Annotated in this window: 21 protein-coding genes and 1 rRNA gene; 12 read left to right on the top strand and 10 right to left on the bottom strand. The window is 43.2% G+C overall.

Features of this window, described 5'->3' with window-relative positions:
• Positions 1-24 precede the first annotated feature (24 nt).
• From C3420_RS08515 to C3420_RS08495, 5 genes are all read right to left on the bottom strand, one after another.
• The gene (locus C3420_RS08515; RefSeq protein ID WP_103800240.1) at positions 25-846 is read right to left on the bottom strand and encodes a class I SAM-dependent methyltransferase; all 822 of its coding nucleotides are present in this window, start codon (positions 844-846) and stop codon (positions 25-27) included.
• Positions 840-1664, bottom strand: a complete 825-nt coding sequence (locus C3420_RS08510; RefSeq protein WP_005221045.1) for an undecaprenyl-diphosphate phosphatase — start codon at positions 1662-1664, stop codon at positions 840-842. Before C3420_RS08510 ends, C3420_RS08515 begins: the two co-directional genes overlap by 7 nt.
• A 16-nt stretch (positions 1665-1680) precedes the next feature.
• Positions 1681-2346 carry a tRNA (adenosine(37)-N6)-threonylcarbamoyltransferase complex dimerization subunit type 1 TsaB gene (gene tsaB, locus C3420_RS08505; RefSeq protein ID WP_008304387.1) on the bottom strand — a complete coding sequence of 222 codons (666 nt, stop codon included), beginning with the start codon at positions 2344-2346 and terminating at the stop codon, positions 1681-1683.
• Positions 2347-2481: 135 nt separating this feature from the next.
• Positions 2482-3012 carry a gamma carbonic anhydrase family protein gene (locus C3420_RS08500; protein WP_103800241.1) on the bottom strand — a complete coding sequence of 177 codons (531 nt, stop codon included), beginning with the start codon at positions 3010-3012 and terminating at the stop codon, positions 2482-2484.
• 15 nt (positions 3013-3027) lie between these two features.
• The gene (locus tag C3420_RS08495; protein WP_004893234.1) at positions 3028-3642 is read right to left on the bottom strand and encodes an NUDIX hydrolase; all 615 of its coding nucleotides are present in this window, start codon (positions 3640-3642) and stop codon (positions 3028-3030) included.
• A 124-nt stretch (positions 3643-3766) separates the two neighbouring features.
• Between C3420_RS08495 and C3420_RS08490 the strand changes: the two genes are divergently transcribed.
• Entirely contained in the window at positions 3767-4315 is a 549-nt protein-coding gene (locus tag C3420_RS08490) for an NUDIX hydrolase (RefSeq protein ID WP_103800242.1), read from the top strand.
• A gap of 91 nt (positions 4316-4406) precedes the next feature.
• Here the strand turns inward: C3420_RS08490 and C3420_RS08485 are convergent, their stop codons facing one another.
• Positions 4407-5237 carry a lysophospholipid acyltransferase family protein gene (locus tag C3420_RS08485; RefSeq protein ID WP_103800243.1) on the bottom strand — a complete coding sequence of 277 codons (831 nt, stop codon included), beginning with the start codon at positions 5235-5237 and terminating at the stop codon, positions 4407-4409.
• A gap of 187 nt (positions 5238-5424) precedes the next feature.
• On the opposite strand from C3420_RS08485, the gene C3420_RS17800 reads away from it, so the two are divergent.
• The 6 genes from C3420_RS17800 to C3420_RS08460 all read left to right on the top strand — a co-directional run bounded on the left by C3420_RS17800 (position 5425) and on the right by C3420_RS08460 (position 9562).
• Positions 5425-5556, top strand: coding sequence for a hypothetical protein (locus tag C3420_RS17800; protein ID WP_260396356.1), 132 nt, complete (start codon positions 5425-5427; stop codon positions 5554-5556).
• A gap of 91 nt (positions 5557-5647) precedes the next feature.
• Complete coding sequence (gene hflX, locus C3420_RS08480) at positions 5648-6988, top strand: ribosome rescue GTPase HflX (protein ID WP_103800244.1); 1341 nt, start codon at positions 5648-5650, stop codon at positions 6986-6988.
• Positions 6989-7020: 32 nt separating this feature from the next.
• Positions 7021-7392, top strand: coding sequence for a hypothetical protein (locus tag C3420_RS08475; RefSeq protein ID WP_004811284.1), 372 nt, complete (start codon positions 7021-7023; stop codon positions 7390-7392).
• 9 nt (positions 7393-7401) lie between these two features.
• Positions 7402-8076, top strand: a complete 675-nt coding sequence (locus tag C3420_RS08470) for an LrgB family protein (RefSeq protein WP_071320881.1) — start codon at positions 7402-7404, stop codon at positions 8074-8076.
• Positions 8077-8605: 529 nt separating this feature from the next.
• Positions 8606-9043, top strand: coding sequence for a hypothetical protein (locus tag C3420_RS08465; protein WP_103800245.1), 438 nt, complete (start codon positions 8606-8608; stop codon positions 9041-9043).
• A 69-nt stretch (positions 9044-9112) separates the two neighbouring features.
• On the top strand, positions 9113-9562 hold the full coding sequence (locus tag C3420_RS08460) for a DUF2147 domain-containing protein (RefSeq protein ID WP_048881122.1): 450 nt from the start codon (positions 9113-9115) through the stop codon (positions 9560-9562).
• Between the two features lie 47 nt (positions 9563-9609).
• On the opposite strand, the gene C3420_RS08455 is transcribed toward C3420_RS08460, so the two are convergent.
• The 3 genes from C3420_RS08455 to pdxA are packed head-to-tail and all read right to left on the bottom strand — an operon-like array spanning position 9610 to position 12284.
• On the bottom strand, positions 9610-10467 hold the full coding sequence (locus C3420_RS08455) for a symmetrical bis(5'-nucleosyl)-tetraphosphatase (RefSeq protein ID WP_103800246.1): 858 nt from the start codon (positions 10465-10467) through the stop codon (positions 9610-9612).
• A gap of 5 nt (positions 10468-10472) precedes the next feature.
• Entirely contained in the window at positions 10473-11285 is an 813-nt protein-coding gene (gene rsmA / locus C3420_RS08450) for a 16S rRNA (adenine(1518)-N(6)/adenine(1519)-N(6))-dimethyltransferase RsmA (RefSeq protein ID WP_103800247.1), read from the bottom strand.
• Positions 11286-11315: 30 nt separating this feature from the next.
• Positions 11316-12284 (bottom strand): 4-hydroxythreonine-4-phosphate dehydrogenase PdxA, encoded by a 969-nt coding sequence (gene pdxA, locus C3420_RS08445; protein WP_103800248.1) that lies wholly within the window; start codon positions 12282-12284, stop codon positions 11316-11318.
• A gap of 302 nt (positions 12285-12586) precedes the next feature.
• On the opposite strand from pdxA, the gene rplM reads away from it, so the two are divergent.
• The 5 genes from rplM to C3420_RS08420 all read left to right on the top strand — a co-directional run bounded on the left by rplM (position 12587) and on the right by C3420_RS08420 (position 15514).
• The gene (gene rplM / locus C3420_RS08440; protein ID WP_004811299.1) at positions 12587-13015 is read left to right on the top strand and encodes a 50S ribosomal protein L13; all 429 of its coding nucleotides are present in this window, start codon (positions 12587-12589) and stop codon (positions 13013-13015) included.
• Positions 13016-13027: 12 nt separating this feature from the next.
• Positions 13028-13414, top strand: a complete 387-nt coding sequence (rpsI, locus tag C3420_RS08435; protein WP_004811301.1) for a 30S ribosomal protein S9 — start codon at positions 13028-13030, stop codon at positions 13412-13414.
• Between the two features lie 334 nt (positions 13415-13748).
• Positions 13749-14399: a glutathione S-transferase N-terminal domain-containing protein gene (locus C3420_RS08430; protein WP_004811304.1), complete on the top strand. Its 651-nt coding sequence runs from the start codon at positions 13749-13751 to the stop codon at positions 14397-14399.
• 13 nt (positions 14400-14412) lie between these two features.
• Positions 14413-14841 carry a ClpXP protease specificity-enhancing factor gene (locus C3420_RS08425; protein ID WP_103800249.1) on the top strand — a complete coding sequence of 143 codons (429 nt, stop codon included), beginning with the start codon at positions 14413-14415 and terminating at the stop codon, positions 14839-14841.
• Between the two features lie 19 nt (positions 14842-14860).
• Entirely contained in the window at positions 14861-15514 is a 654-nt protein-coding gene (locus C3420_RS08420) for a hypothetical protein (RefSeq protein WP_103800250.1), read from the top strand.
• Between the two features lie 472 nt (positions 15515-15986).
• Here the strand turns inward: C3420_RS08420 and rrf are convergent.
• Positions 15987-16096: ribosomal RNA gene (gene rrf, locus C3420_RS08415) — 5S ribosomal RNA — on the bottom strand; the annotation flags it as partial.

Raw genomic sequence — 16096 nt, 5'->3', positions numbered from 1 at the left:
TTGGCGAATTTTGAAGCAATTATCTTATTCAGCTACAAGATCATGCTGAAAATACGCATCAAAGCGACAAGCATCCCCTTGCCATTGATGATCGGGTGCTTTATCAGCCAGAAAAACGGCAAGACGCGGACGCTTCACCACCACCCGTTTAGCAATTTTCTGTGCCAGTTCCAGCAGGTTATCGCCAAGGTCCATTTCACCATCTTCAGGCAAAAGCATATGCAATAGCTGCATCTGTTTTTTCACCTGTGCCTGTTTCTTGGGTGCCTGCTGATTCTGGTCACGCTGCGGGAACATCGGATCCAGATAAACGACATCCACCATGGCGCTTTCTGCTGCCTGCTGGATTAAATAGTCAGCAGAATCAGAGAAGACCAGATGAATACGCGATACAACCGGATTCAGGAAAGCATCATTCTGCGCACGCGTATGGGTATCTTCCAGCAAGGTAAACAGAATCGGATGACGTTCGACCAGAGTGACATGCGCACCAAGATGTGCCATCAACAGGCTGTCATGACCAAGACCGGCAGTCGCATCAATTAGGGTCGGCTTTTCACCCAGGTTGCAAGCACGTGCAATCATTTCCGACTTCAGTGAAGCACGTTTTAAACGCCCCACTTCCGCTTTCCAGTCCGGTTGCATTTTCATGCCATTGGCAGATAGCCATAAACCGTCCGCATCAACACACAGTGCCAGTTCGGGAGTCAGGCGAAAGAAACGCGCATTGAGTTTTTCTACGGTCTCAATCTGAACCTGTACACCACGAGAAGAAAGCACAGCCTCAAAGTGCTGTGCTTTCTCGATATATGCAGTTTCAGTGTATAAGCGAATCTCGCTTACCATAATGTCCAGCCTGTGTATGCAAACAATAAAATGAGCAGTCCCGATACAATACGGTACCAGGCAAAAATCATGAAATCACGCTTCGCGACATAAGCGACTAACGCACGGATCAATAACAATGCTGAAATAAAGGAGACTAAAAGACCAACAGTAAGTACCACCCAGTCCTGAGTCCCACTAAACACGTCATAGCTCTGGTATAAGTCTAACAGGCCTGCACCGACAATTACCGGGATACCCAGAAAGAAGGAAAACTCAGTCGCTGCCTTACGTGATACTCCCAGGAACATCGCCCCGATAATGGTAGCACCAGAACGTGAAGTACCTGGAATCAGCGATAACACCTGAATCAGACCAATCCAGATAGCATCTTTAATGGTCAGGTCTTCAACTTCTTGGGCACGGACTTGAGGTGGATTCTTTTCAATCCAGATAATGATCAGACCACCGACAATCAAGCCAATCGCAATTGCAATATTGTTGAATAACAATTCTTTTACAGTCTGACCAAAAGTCAGCCCGATAAGTATGATTGGAATCGAAGCCAAAATCAGACCAATACCGAGACGGCGTCCTTGTGGTTCACCACTGACAATCCCGGTGGCGGCTCCCGACAGACGTGTCCAGTATTCATAAATTACTGCTGCGATCGCCCCCATCTGAATGGCAATCACGAAAACATCACTCTTTTCCTTGGTCCAGAAATTCATTAATTCTGAAGCCAGAATCAAATGCCCTGTACTGGAAATTGGTAAGAACTCTGTAATACCTTCAACAATACCCATGATTGCCGCTTTCAGCAGCAGTAATAGATCCATGCTTAATCCTGATTAATTATGCTTTGCCTTGTTCTGGAATTTTTTTCCATGCGTTATCGCGTAAATAGACCGGCAGTGCCAATTCAGCACTGACCCAGTTTTCTGATGCTGCTGCCACACGCGCTATCGTGGCAATATCCTGTGCAGTCGCACTGACATCTTTGTATTCAGTGGCTTCTGTTTGAACCAGATGAGCGCCTGAGCCGACTACAGCAAATTTTACTGTGGCGCTACCCTGTTCATAACCAAGCAACTGTTCTTCATCTACTGGCTGCATAATGCCTTGAGCATCCAGCTGATAGCTGGCGATATAAACTTCATTCATACGTGCATCGAGTACCGCAGTCACTTCCGTCAGACCATGCAAACGGTATGCCGCCTGTGCCAAGGCCTGTAAGGTCGAAACGGGTACCACAGGCAGGTCATTCGACCAAGCCAAGGCTTGTGTTACCGCGGCATTAATACGTACACCGCTAAATGAACCCGGTCCACGACTAAATGCAATCGCAGTCAAATCAGAAACCGCTAGGCTTAAATCTTTTAAAGCCTGCTCGATCATTGGGAGAATTGTTTGCGTTTGTGCCTTTGCGCGCGCATCAAGTTGGAAAAATAATTCTTGAGTGTCATCAATCACAGAAACGGAACACTGCTCATTGGCAGTTTCCAATGCCAGCACTTTCATGCACAACCTTAATTCAGAGAATATAAAAAACGCGGATATGATACTCCACTCATATCCGCTACGCGAGATTTTCCCGAAACAGATACAAAAAAACCTGGCCATCGCCAGGTCAATAAATACAGGTAGAAGAGTTGCTTAAAGCTCAACCTGTTCCAGTTGCTGGAACTTCTGAAAATGGTTGGCATAATGCAGTGCGCTCATTTTCAGCTTTTGTACAGTATCTTCATCTAGGGTTTTTATCACCTTGCCCGGCGATCCCATCACCACAGAATTGTCCGGAATCACTTTGCCTTCCGGAATCAGCGCATTCGCGCCAATGATACAGTTTTTACCAATCACGGCATTATTGAGAATTACAGCCTGAATCCCGATCAGGCTATTATCACCAATGGTACAGCCATGCAGCATGGCTTGGTGACCAATCGTCACATAATCACCAATATGCATTTCAATCCCCGCATCAGTATGCAGTACGGCATTTTCCTGTACATTGGTATAGTCCCCAAGATGGATTTTGCTGTTATCACCACGCACCACGGCGCCAAACCAGATACTGACCTGTTTGCCCAATTCAACCTGACCAATCACGGTCGCTGTGGGTGCGACCCAACCATCCCATGGTTGTTGCAGCGCTTTTGGAGAATGTCCCTGAAATTTGTACAACATGCCTGAATATCCTCTTCAGTCCTGAAAGAATTTTGATCGTTTAAAAGCTGGTGAATTAAGTAAGAATGGCCAGTCTTTTTTATAGTCGAGGCCATACTGAAATAAAGAAATCAGCATACGCGCAGTCAGCCCCCAGACCACTTCATTTTCCACGCGCATACTCGGGAAATATAAAGACTGCTGGGCAAAGCGTACTTCATAAGGTGTGGGTTTGGCTTCAAGTAAATGCCGCAGTGAGGCAAAGAAAATCCGGTCAATTTCAGTGGGCTGTGGAACCAACTGAACTTTTGGTGGAATCAGTCCGACAATCGGTTTTACCAGCATGCCATTTCGTGCCTTTTGCATGGGCAGATCACCAATGAGCTGCACATCAAAAGGATTTAGTGCGGTTTCCTCATAGGCTTCGCGTAGCGCTACGACGATATTGCTGGTGTCCTGCGGATCACGCTTACCACCCGGAAAAGAAACCTCACCGGCATGATTGGACAGATAAGCCGAACGGCGGGTGAGTAAGACCTTGGGATTCGACTCATCCGTAATCGCAATTAACACGGCAGCATGCGCTGGCTGAATCCGCCTGGAAAAGCGCAAACGTTGCTGTAATCTGTGTGTTAAATCGCGTTCATCCATCCACGCCTTCCTCATTCTCATTATGATTTCATCATAGCTGATTTTTGATTCCTGAGGATAGAATTGATGCCAAATTTCAATTTTTCAGTTATCCTGAGTCTACTTTTTGTCATTGATGATGAATATGAACTTCTGTACGGCCTGTGGACATAAGACAACTGAAAAAATACCTTTAGGTGATCAAAAACTTCGTCATGTCTGCAGCTCCTGTGGTTTTATTCATTATATTAATCCAAAGATTATTTGCGGATCCCTAGTGGTCTGGGAAGACAAAGTACTGCTATGCCGACGCGCGATTGAACCCCGTTATGGCCTGTGGACCTTACCTGCCGGCTATATGGAGCTGTTTGAGACCATGGAACAAGGGGCAGCACGTGAAACCCGTGAAGAAGCCGAAGCTGAAGTGGAAATCGAACAGCTGTACTGCATGTACAATATTCCACGGATCGGTCAGATTTATGTGCTGTTTAAAACTCAACTGGTGGAAGGCAAATTTGGTGCTGGTGAAGAAACCATTGAATCACGCCTGTTTGACGAAGCGGATATTCCTTGGGCAGAGCTGGCATTCCCGAGTGTAGAAAGAACCTTACGTCATTATTTTGAAGACCGTAAAAATAATGTTTTCCCGATGCATCTTGAAACCCTAGGTTCACGTCTGGATCACACCGGTTAAAACAACAAACTACTGAATGCTACATATAAAAAAAATGAGCGCCAATAAACGCTCATTTTAGTTTTTTGGAAAATGATTCTGTTTATTTTACCTATGAAACTGATGCAGTAACTTCCAAGGGTGTTTTCAGGACTTTATTCTGTAAATACTTCAGACCTTCATTCATCTTTTCCTGCACCAACGGCGTCAGCGTATCCACCGTATGACCTTCTGTAGAAATGCCCGGTAATGCCATTAAGTGTGCCGTGACATTTGGCATCTCTAACACTTTACGTACATGCTCAGCGAAACCGACCTGACCAATAAAAGGCGCGACCGTATCTAGCTCCCCCTGCTGATTGACATAACAAATCAGGCAAATCTGTACCGGGCGCTTTGCTTCAATCGCCGCCCCCAGAATCCTGCCATGGACCTTCTTAATTGCACGTCCATCTGAAGTGGTGGCTTCAGGGAAAAACAGCACTGGAATGTCCTGTTTTAAAAATCCGGTAATCTGCTCACGGATCCGGACTGAATCTCCCGACCCACGCTTGATAAATAAAGTTCCCCCGCCCTTCGCCAGTTTGCCAAGCAGCGGCCACTGTTCAATCTCGGCTTTAGCCAGGAAAAATACCCGTGCACTAGAACCGAGTACTGCAATATCCAGCCAGGACACATGATTACTTACCCAAAGGGCGGGTTCTCGTGGAATAGTGCCATGTACCTGCACTTCAATATTAAATACCTTGCATAACTGACGACAGAAATACTGCACATATCGCGTGTTATGTGGGTTATTCGGATTCTTGTATAAACCGTGTCGGTAAACCAGATAGAACCCTTCACTCACTGCTGCGACAGAGGCAAACATTTTTCTGCTATAGAGCAAAAATTTTGCTAAACCACGAATTTCAGATGTTTCATTATTTATAGTCGAGTGCATACAAGGATCACTATTTCCAGGTCGATTCAGGTCATCATCTTCACGTATCTTTACTATTCTATACTGTTCATTCTGAACATGCATTGATTATAAAAACCGTTCAGACGGATTAAATTTTGCAATTTTTATTCAATTATACGATGAATTATTATATTTCCATTGAATGAGCAAATTATGGAGTTTTAGCATGCAGCAAGATCCAAAGGTTACGGTTGAAACCCTTCAACCCACACAAGCACTGAAATACATTTTTGTGGCAACCGCATTCTATGCGGCTGTTTTAGTCGGCCTTGCTCAACTTTTTGTTGCTGCACTCTAACCCAAAACTCACAGAGCAATGCTATCTGTCCCTGTCTTTTTCCACTAAAATGAATTCTATTAAAAAAGTTTTTAAGTAGAGTGTGGACTGAGTGGAACATTTTGAACAGCATCGTGCCAAAGATCGTGTCATTCTGGTCAGTGTGACCGTGCAGATGCTGGAAGATCTGGATGCAGAAGAATTTCACCTGTTGGCCAGTTCAGCAGGGGCAGAAATTCTTGAGCATATGTATGCTCAGCGTTTAAGACCCGATCCTAAATATTTTATCGGCTCCGGCAAGGCTGAGGAAATTGCAGAAAAAGTTGAAGCTCTTGAAGCTGATCTGGTGATTTTTGATCATACCCTGACCCCTGCCCAGGCACGTAACCTTGAACGCGTTGTTAAATGCCGGGTGGTCGACCGTACTGAACTCATTCTGGATATTTTCGCGCTGCGCGCCCGTACTTATGAAGGTAAATTACAGGTCGAACTGGCCCAGTTACAGCATCTTTCTTCTCGCCTGATTCGTAGTCGTGGCAATCTGGATAGCCAGAAAGGGGGGATTGGTTTACGTGGTCCTGGTGAAACTTTGTTAGAAACTGACCGACGTTTGCTGCGTGTACGGATGGGGCAACTCAAAGCCCGACTGGATAAAGTCCGTCAAACTCGGATGCAAGGTCGTGTAGCCCGTCAGAAAGCTGCTGTACCTACCATTTCTCTGGTTGGTTATACCAACGCCGGTAAATCTACCCTGTTTAATATTCTTGCAGATAGCGATGTCTATGCCGCTGACCAGCTGTTTGCCACTCTAGATCCAACCTTGCGCCGTCTGGACTGGGAAGGCATTGGCACTGTAGTACTGGCAGATACGGTAGGATTCGTGCGTAACCTATCTCACTCACTGGTAGAATCTTTTAAAGCGACTTTGGAAGAAACCTTAGAAGCCACCCTGTTGCTGCACGTGATTGACTCCAGCAGTCCGGAAATTCTGGAACAGATTGATGCAGTAGAAAGTGTGCTCAAGGAAATTGGGGCTAATGTTCCAGTACTTCGTGTTTATAATAAAATTGATCAAAGCGGTGAAGAAGCCAAGATTATCTATCACAGACCTAATCAGCCAGAACGGGTGTATGTGTCTGCTCACACTGGAGAAGGGATTGACCTGCTACGTAAGGCGGTACATGAAGCGTTGATGGGAGAACTGCAAAAGTTTGAACTTAAGTTACAGCCTGCACATGGCAAACTGCGTAATCAACTTTATGATCTGAACGTGATTCAGTCCGAGCATTATGATGAGCAAGGTCAGCTGCATTTGCAGGTCAGTATTGCTCCACAGAAACTGGCACAGATCATCCGGCAGGCACATCTATCCCTAGAAGATATTTTGGGTGAGCAAGCAGTTCAGTTTCAACGGCCACTTGAAGAATTTGAAATACCGCGTAAGATCGACTAAAACTCGATAAATCAAATTAAATAGACTCTAAAATGAACTGGATTAAGCATATAGATTGGCCAGCATGGATCGGCACGCTGCTTCTAATTATTGTCTTTCGGGAAGCAGCAGTATGGATCATGACCCAGCTAGAGCACCCTGAGTTAGGCAATCTGGTTGGTTTGATCAGCCTGCTCATCGTCCTGTTTAGCTGGCGTCGCTGGAGCAAAATTCCTGCCCGACTGGTAGATACCAATAACAAGATTATGAAAGAAAGTGCCTTTGCATTTTTACCTGTCAGCGCCGGCTCATTGATGATGCTGGTGCATATGGGACATAAAATTCCAGCCTTTCTGCTAATTCTGTTTGTTAGTACGCTCATTCCATTATGGGTCTATGCAAAAATGGCCAAGCGCTGGCTTTAGGAGATCATTATGTTATCTGTACTCTATGGTTTCCTGATCACGCTGGCGGCCTATCTTGCGGCAAAACCATGTAACCGTGTGATTCCTAAAATTCCGGTCATTGTCTTTGGCATGTTCTTCGTGCTGGCTATTCTGTTTGTACTGGGTGTTCCTTATGAACATTATACGGAAGACACCAATCCCTTGTTTAACCGTCTTTTAGGCTATGTTACGGTGGCCTTGGCAATTCCTCTGGCAGCGATGCGCTATGATGACCTACCATTAAAAGGTGTGATTGGAATTCTGATCTTCGCCAGTATCAGTGCAGTTGCCCTGCCCATGGGACTCGCTTATCTGTTACATATGGCAGCCGGTGATATCATGGCCTTTGCCACTCGTGCAGTTACTACCCCAATTGCGATTAATATCGCAACTTTACTGGATGCACCAATTAGCCTGGTGATTCTGATTGTAATTTTGTCTGGTGTCATTGGGGCTGCGTTTTCCCCCCTCATTCTGCGTCATATCAATGACGAACGTGCTTCTGGTCTTGCACTGGGCCTTGCCGCTCATGCGATTGGCACAGCGCAAGCCTGGCAGCGTGGTAGTGTTGCAGGTCGATACGCAGCATTTGGTATGGCAGTGAATGCTGTCTTTACGGCCCTCTGGCTACCGACTTTTATTCTATATCTTCAGAATCTTTAATCTGACCACATCGTCATTTCTGGATGACTATATCTATTTTATATAGTCATTTTATTCTTATATCGATTTAGATAAAAATATGAATTATTAAATTCTAATGACAATTTAGTCACTTCATAAATTCATTTAAGTTTCATACCAGTAATAAAATTGACCTAAATGACAGATTTTAACTTAGTAATTTTATATATTTATAATCTTTTCAAGCGTTTTAATATTACTAAATTCCCCTATTTTCAACTTGGCTACACGCTGTCTCTTTGGTCAGTTATTTTAAATATTTCTCTCTCATTTTCCTATACATAATTCAATATGGGTTAAAAATCACGTTTCCACTAACAAGAATATTGTTATAATCTTTAAGACTTAAGTATGAATCTCTGCCTATATTCAACTTGCATTTTTTTATATAAGGTTGTATGAATAATAAACATATAGATTTTTTTAATCTTTGTGTATTAAAACTTCATATACAGCAAGAGTGAAGCAAATCAAATGGATATTTGATTTTGAAATACAAGGAAATTGAATGAAAACAATGAGTGTTTTCAGGACATCTGGTGTTGCTTTAAACCCAATTTCTTGTGGAGAGAATTGGATAAGCAGCTGGCAGCAGATGCATGACAAGACAGATCCGGCCATGGTCCTGATTAAATCGGCGAAGTATAATAGAGGTGGCTTATCTAGAAATTTAGGCACCTCGTTATCCCACCCACTTTTTGGTAATAAGCCAATAAAACAAGGTGCTGATCATTTGCCCTCCACTCAGTACTTATTTGAAATACTGGAGCCAGAAGCCTTCAATAAATTGAAATTCACTGCATTACATCATGCTGGAAACGCTACGCTGCAATCAGCATCCGATATACATATTCATGACCTGATTAATCAGGTCGCTGTCGATGGTAATCCCTTAAATTTATATGACCATACTCAAGTTTCGGTCATGGGACTTAAACACAACTGAATTCTTAGTGCAGACTGATCAAAAAATAACTAGTGACTGTCTGTAACAAACCACATGGGGATGATTAATATGAAAAAATCTAAAATCGCAATGATGCTAATGGGTGCATGTATGACTGTGTCAGCTTTTGCACAGGATTTAACCGGCACTTGGCAACAAATTGATGATAAAACTGGCTCCCCTAAAGCCATTATTGAAATTCGTCAAGAAAATAACGGTACTTACGTAGGTAAAATCGTTAAAGTAACGCCTCGCCCTGGTTATACCCCACAAAAAAGCTGTAACAACTGCCCGGCTCCGTATACCAATCAACCGATCTTAGGCATGGACTTACTTACCGGCTTAAAACAAGTAGGTAAAGCCAATAACTATGATAAGGGTCGGATCATCGATCCGCTGACCGGAAAAATTTATGATGCCAAAGCTCGCCTGAATGCCACTGGTAAACGTCTGACCTTACGTGGCTATATGGGAGTATCCGCATTAGGTCGCAGCCAAACCTGGATCAGACTGGATTAAGGCCCTGTAAATAAAAAAGCCACATCATGTGGCTTTTTTATTATGGCTTAGCTTGAGGATGACATGACCGGATTATCAACCTTAAATAATTCTTTATCTTCCAATCGATACGCAATCAGCTGATTTCCCCAAACACACCCGCCATCTACATTCTGAATCTGTGGCGTAATGGTTTTCCCTTGTAATCCAGCCCAATGTCCAAAGATAATTTGATGGGTTTTGGCCGCTTTGGATTCAAAGTCAAACCAGGGCTGAAAGCCTTCCGGCATTGGATCATTTAGAGAGTCTTTAAAACTGTATTCTAAACGTCCTTCTATATCGGTTAAACGCATCCGCGTCAGGTAATTCACGATACAACGTATACGCTCATGACCCTCTAACTCATCTGACCAGAGTGCTGGCTCTTTACCAAACATATCGCTCAGGAACGCATCCATGACTTCAAAATCATCATGACCTATGACTACTTCTACTTCTTTAGCTAACTCAGCAGTCTTGGCAACATCCCAAAGTTTAGGAATACCGGCATGCGTGAGCACTGTCTGTTCATTCGGGAACAGACACATAGGCTGTTTCCGCAGCCAGTCAATCAGATCATCACTGTCAATGGCATCAATCACATCACGGACATTGTCCTTGTCTTTAATCGGCTTAATGCCGCGTGCATAAGCCAATAAAGTCAAATCATGGTTGCCCAGCACTGTTGCAGCGACACCATTATCGACCAACTTTTTAATGAAGCGCAACGCGCCCAGCGAGTTTTCACCCCGAGCGACTAAGTCACCCGCAAACCAGATAAAATCCTGATCCGGATCAAAGCGGATTTCTTTCAGCAATGCCTTCAAGGCCTCAAAACAGCCTTGCACATCACCAATCACATAATTGTATCGAACAGTGCGAGTCATTCTTTTTAAGCTACCATTTGATCAGATAAAGCCACAAATTGAGCAAGTGTCAGGGTCTCTGGACGCGCCATCGGATCTACACCTGCCTTTTCAAAACCATCTTCAACCAGCATGCCTTTTAAGCTATTACGCAAAGTTTTACGACGCTGGGTAAATACGTGGGATACCAGACGTGCCAAGGCTTTTTCATTCTTCGCCACGATCGGTTTTACGTCATAGGGTTCTAGACGGAATACCGCAGAAGTTACTTTTGGTGGTGGATTAAACGAACCTGGTGGCACTTCAAACAAGAATGTCGGTTTGCAGTAATACTGAATCATCACCGACAAACGGCCATATTCTTTAGTATTCGGTGAAGCGGTAATACGATCCACCACTTCTTTTTGCAGCATGAAGTGCATGTCTTTAACTTTGTCACCGAATTCCAGAAGATGGAACAATAAGGGTGTCGAAATGTTATATGGCAGATTACCCACTACACGTAATGGACGACCTTCTTCAAATAAATTGGTGAAGTCGTACTTCAATGCATCTGTTTCAACAATCGTTAAACGCTCAGGATGCGGAACACGACCCGGCAAGCCAGCTGCCAAATCCCGGTCAAGTTCGATGACTGTTAAAGCATCACATTCACCAATTAAAGGTGAAGTTAAAGCGGCTAGACCCGGACCAATTTCAACAATATTTTCACCCGCACGCGGATTGACTGAACGGACAATTTTAGCAATGACACGTTGGTCATGTAAGAAGTTTTGACCAAAACGCTTACGCGTGTGATGCCCTTCATCTTTCGGGTTTAAGGCATTAATCTGATACATAGACATTTCCAACGTGTAATAAAGACGAGATCACTGACGCGCTAAATCCAGCGCCAAATCCACAGCGACATGTAAGCTAGAGCTTTTCGCAAGGCCTGTACCTGCGAGGGAGAGTGCTGTGCCATGATCGACAGAAGTTCGGATAAACGGTAAGCCCAAAGTAATATTGATGGCTTCACCAAAGCCTTGCGATTTTAACACAGGTAAGCCCTGATCGTGATACATGGCTAAAACAGCATCGGCATCTTTTAAATTTTCCGGAGTAAATAAGGTATCAGCAGGTAGGCTCAAGCTCATATTGATGCCTTGAGCACGATAGCTTTCCAGTACCGGATTAATCACCTCAATCTCTTCCATCCCCAAATAACCGCCCTCGCCTGCATGCGGATTTAAACCACAGACCAGAATCTTTGGCTGTTCGATTTTAAATTTGGATTGTAAATCATGAATTAAAATATTAATGACTTGATGCAGACGCTCAGGCGTAATTGCATCCGCGACTGCCCGTAACGGAAGATGCGTTGTTGCTAAAGCGACACGTAAGGTTTTAGTTGCCAGCATCATCACCACACGAGGCACACCAGCAAATTCCTGATAATACTCAGTATGCCCACTGAAATGAATTCCGGCATCATTAATGACTGACTTTTGCACTGGTGCTGTTGCCACACCAACACTTTTCCCGGTCATGGCATAGTCAGCTGAACGACGTAACTGTTCCAATACATAAGCAGCGTTATGGCTATTGAGCTCACCCAATATCACTTGTTGTTTTAAAGGTACATGCTCTACATAGAGCTGACCTTCTTCAGAAGAAGACTCTTGTCCCTTATATTCAATCAGCTCTATTGCCAGATTTAACTGCTGGGCACGCTGACCCAACATTTCCAGATCCGCAAGTACCACAATCGGACGCTCATCAACCCGATTTGCCAGACTCAAGCAGATATCAGGACCAATTCCGGCAGGTTCACCACTGGTGACATATAAAGGCAGCATCTTCTTCTCTATTCACTAAGGCCTTCAATAGTATAGCCTGTTTCAAACAGGCTTGCGTGCAGCGATCTGTACAGTGTTTTGGACTGTTGTGATTCTCAGAGAAATCTGCGTTACAAATCTCGCCAGTTATTTTTATGCATTCTGCTTAATTTTTCTTCCCTTATGCTCGTAGATTATATAAAATACAGCGCTTGAAATTTTTAATTTTCATTTGTGATTCTTCACGTATTCGTTTAGAATCTCGTCTCCTTTTGTTTGGACAGATTCCACCGTCCAAACCAACTATAATAGGTAGTGGTTTAATGAAAACTCTCAGCGCTAAGCCAGCTGAAGTTCAACACGACTGGTACGTTGTTGATGCTTCTGGCAAAACTCTAGGCCGTCTTGCGACGGAAATCGCTCGTCGTTTACGCGGTAAGCACAAAACTTCTTATACTCCTCACGTTGACACTGGCGATTACATCGTTGTTATTAATGCTGAGCAAGTTCAAGTGACTGGTAAAAAATCACTTGATAAGAAATACTATCGCCATACTGGTTTCCCTGGTGGTATCCGTGAAACTAACTTCGAGAAATTAGTTGCACACAAACCAGAAGAGATCTTCCAACGCGCTGTTAAAGGCATGTTGCCAAAAGGTCCTCTTGGTTATGCAATGATCAAGAAAATGAAAGTGTACGCTGGTACTGAGCATCCTCACACAGCTCAACAGCCACAAGTTTTGGACATCTAAGGGATACAGCACATGGCTACAAACTATGGTACAGGTCGCCGTAAGACCGCAACTGCACGTGTTTTCCTATCTGCTGGTACTGGTAAACTCGTAATTAACAACCGTTCTTTAGAACAATACTTCGGTCGTGAGACTGCTCGTATGGTTGTTAACCAACCGTTAGAACTTCTTGAAGCAACTAACAAATACGACCTTTACATCACTGTTGCTGGTGGTGGTATCGGTGGTCAAGCAGGCGCTATCCGTCACGGTATTACTCGTGCATTGATCGCTGCTGACGAAACTCTTAAACCTGCTCTTCGTCAAGCTGGTTTCGTTACTCGTGATGCTCGTGAAGTTGAACGTAAGAAACTTGGTTTACGTAAAGCTCGTAAACGTCCTCAATTCTCTAAACGTTAATTCGTTTACCGAATCGGACAAAAAACCCTGGTTTATTCCAGGGTTTTTTTATGGCTTTAAATTTACCATTGAATAGAATTGTATATATTATTGTTCATGAACATCTTTACCCCATACCCCTTCATGACACCAGAAGGACTTGGTCAGATAATAGTTGGCTATACCTATAATCACAAACACTATGATTAAACCTAAATTCATGATCATCTTGTTCTGCTCCTTTCATTTTTTCTTATAATCTACCCTGTCAAAAGCCAATTGGTCTTTTATGCTTCGTGCTTTTTAGGTTGATTTTTAGTATCCTATTCTACTCACTAAAATTTGCTCAGGATTTATGTCAGTCGAAAGCGCGCCACTTCAAGGAATCACCTTATATAGCCATGCCGATGACTTTCGTTCCCATTGGATTCGCTACGTTCTTACCGAAAAACAAATTAAATATCATTTAATCTTGGTCGATAGTGACGATGAGGACTTGGCCAGTCTAAATCCTTATAATCAGCTACCGATGCTGATTGAAAATGATCTGAAATTATTTATTAGCCAGATTATTTCTGAATATATTGATGATCGCTATCGCCAGAACAAGCTCTATGCCGATGCACCGATGCCGCGAGCTGAGCAACGCCAATATCTATGGCGCTTTGAACATGACTGGCTTAAACTGGCCGATATCATGCTCAAACACCCGGATTCTTTAGATCCCGCTGCGAAAGCTCAGGCGCAAAAACAGCTTCGCGATATTCTGGTATCACTGATGCCACTATTTCAGCACTTTCCCTATTTCATGTCAGAGCAGTTCAGTATCTTGGACTGCATGCTTGCGCCGATGTTTATCCGTTTGCACAGTATGGGTGTAGAATTACCTAAACAGCAATGCCGCCCATTCTATCTGTATTGCCAGCGAATCTTCAGCCGTCCTGCTTTTATCAAATCAATGACGTTGCAGGAAAAGAACCGCTACGCTGCCCAGTTATCAAATTAATCGAGTATTCATTATGTCTGAACAGGAATTCAACCTTACGCCTACACGTCCTTATATGTCTCGTGCGATTTATGAATGGATCTGTGATAACAATATGACACCATACCTATTGGTTGATGCTACGCGTCCAAATACCATGGTTCCAGAACAGTTTATTAAAGATGGCCAGATCATTCTAAATATCGTACCACACGCCGTACATGCGCTACATATGAGCAATGACGCGATTACATTCTCTGCACGTTTCGGTGGTGTATCACGTGATATTTATGTACCAATGGCTGCGGTACTTGGCATCTATGCACGTGAAAATGGTCAGGGACTATTCTTTGATCCAAATGAATATGAGCATACACAAACTGAAGAAGATGCTTTAAAATCAAACATTGAAGAAGAACCTGAAACACCAAAGAGAAAACCAAGCCTCAGGTTATTAGATTAAATAAGAACGGAGTAAGTGAATGGCTTTTGATTTAGTACAATATTTTGTTGAACAGATAGAAACTCAAAAGCCTGAGCTTCTAAGTCAGTATCCAAAGCAGGAACGTCGTGCATACATTGCCGAAATCAGTGCGCTGACTTTAGGTAAGCTGGTTAGTGAATGGAAGCTTAATCCGAATAAGATCTATAATGAAATTAATCATCCTGATGAACTATATATCCAGGAAATTGCCCGTCATCTGAGTACACTTAAATCTAATCAGTCTACCCTTTCTCGTGAAGTACAAGAAGCCAATATTTATGAGATTTTCAAACTTCAGCTAATAGAGCTTAAACAGCTACATGATACCGGCAATCATAATCTGAACAGTATTCAGGAACTGTTAGATGGTCAGATCGAGCATCTTTCTGGTCAAGCAGATGATTGGGTTTGGACAACAAATAATCTGTTAGAACTGAAAGGCTCTAAACCAATGCCACAAGAAGAGCTATCATTGGAGGCAACGATGAAGGAGTTTAATCAGATGGTCAGCCAAAACAATCAGTCCCTAGAACATGAAGTTGAAGATGTGGTTGTAGTCAATGCGCCAACTTGGGCAAAAATTGCAGAGCCTGTAGTGGCGATTGTGATCCTATGGGTACTTCTAGATCAGGTTATGAAAGTGTTTGCTTAAATTATCCAACTAATAAAAAACCAGCTTTGAGCTGGTTTTTTATTTCTATGTAAACATACAGCATATAACTAAAAATAATATTTATATGTAAATCTTTCATCCTTTATGAAATATACACCGTAGATATCAATACCCTTCATATAAAGCATTTGAGTCTATCTACCGATAGCTCGCAAAACGTTTTATTACCACCATGGTGGTAGGTAAACAAAGTTATTCACCTTTCACCCGTCCTCCTAGGCACTGTAGCGAAGTATTTAATAGCGATACTGCACTTAAGCATCAGCTAAAAAACACTACTAAAATCGATTACAGGGAATTCATCCTAGAAGATAACAACCACTATGAATTTATATAGTGTGCAGATTTTCTGCTGTGGCTTTATATAAAAATAATATTTGCAAGCTTTTGATTAAATCTCGGCCATAAAAAAACACCCCCTGCCATTTGGCAGAGGGTGTTTAGAATAATGAGCTGGCGATGACTTACTCTCACATGGGAAACCCCACACTACCATCAGCGCTAAGAGGTTTCACTTCTGAGTTCGGGAAGGGATCAGGTGGTTCACTCTTGCTATGGTCG

The sequence above is a fragment of the Acinetobacter sp. ACNIH3 genome (assembly GCF_002918965.1).
GTDB lineage: Bacteria > Pseudomonadota > Gammaproteobacteria > Pseudomonadales > Moraxellaceae > Acinetobacter > Acinetobacter schindleri.
The sequence above is the reverse complement of the archived record's forward strand: the minus strand, read 5'-3'. Positions and strand labels throughout refer to the sequence as shown.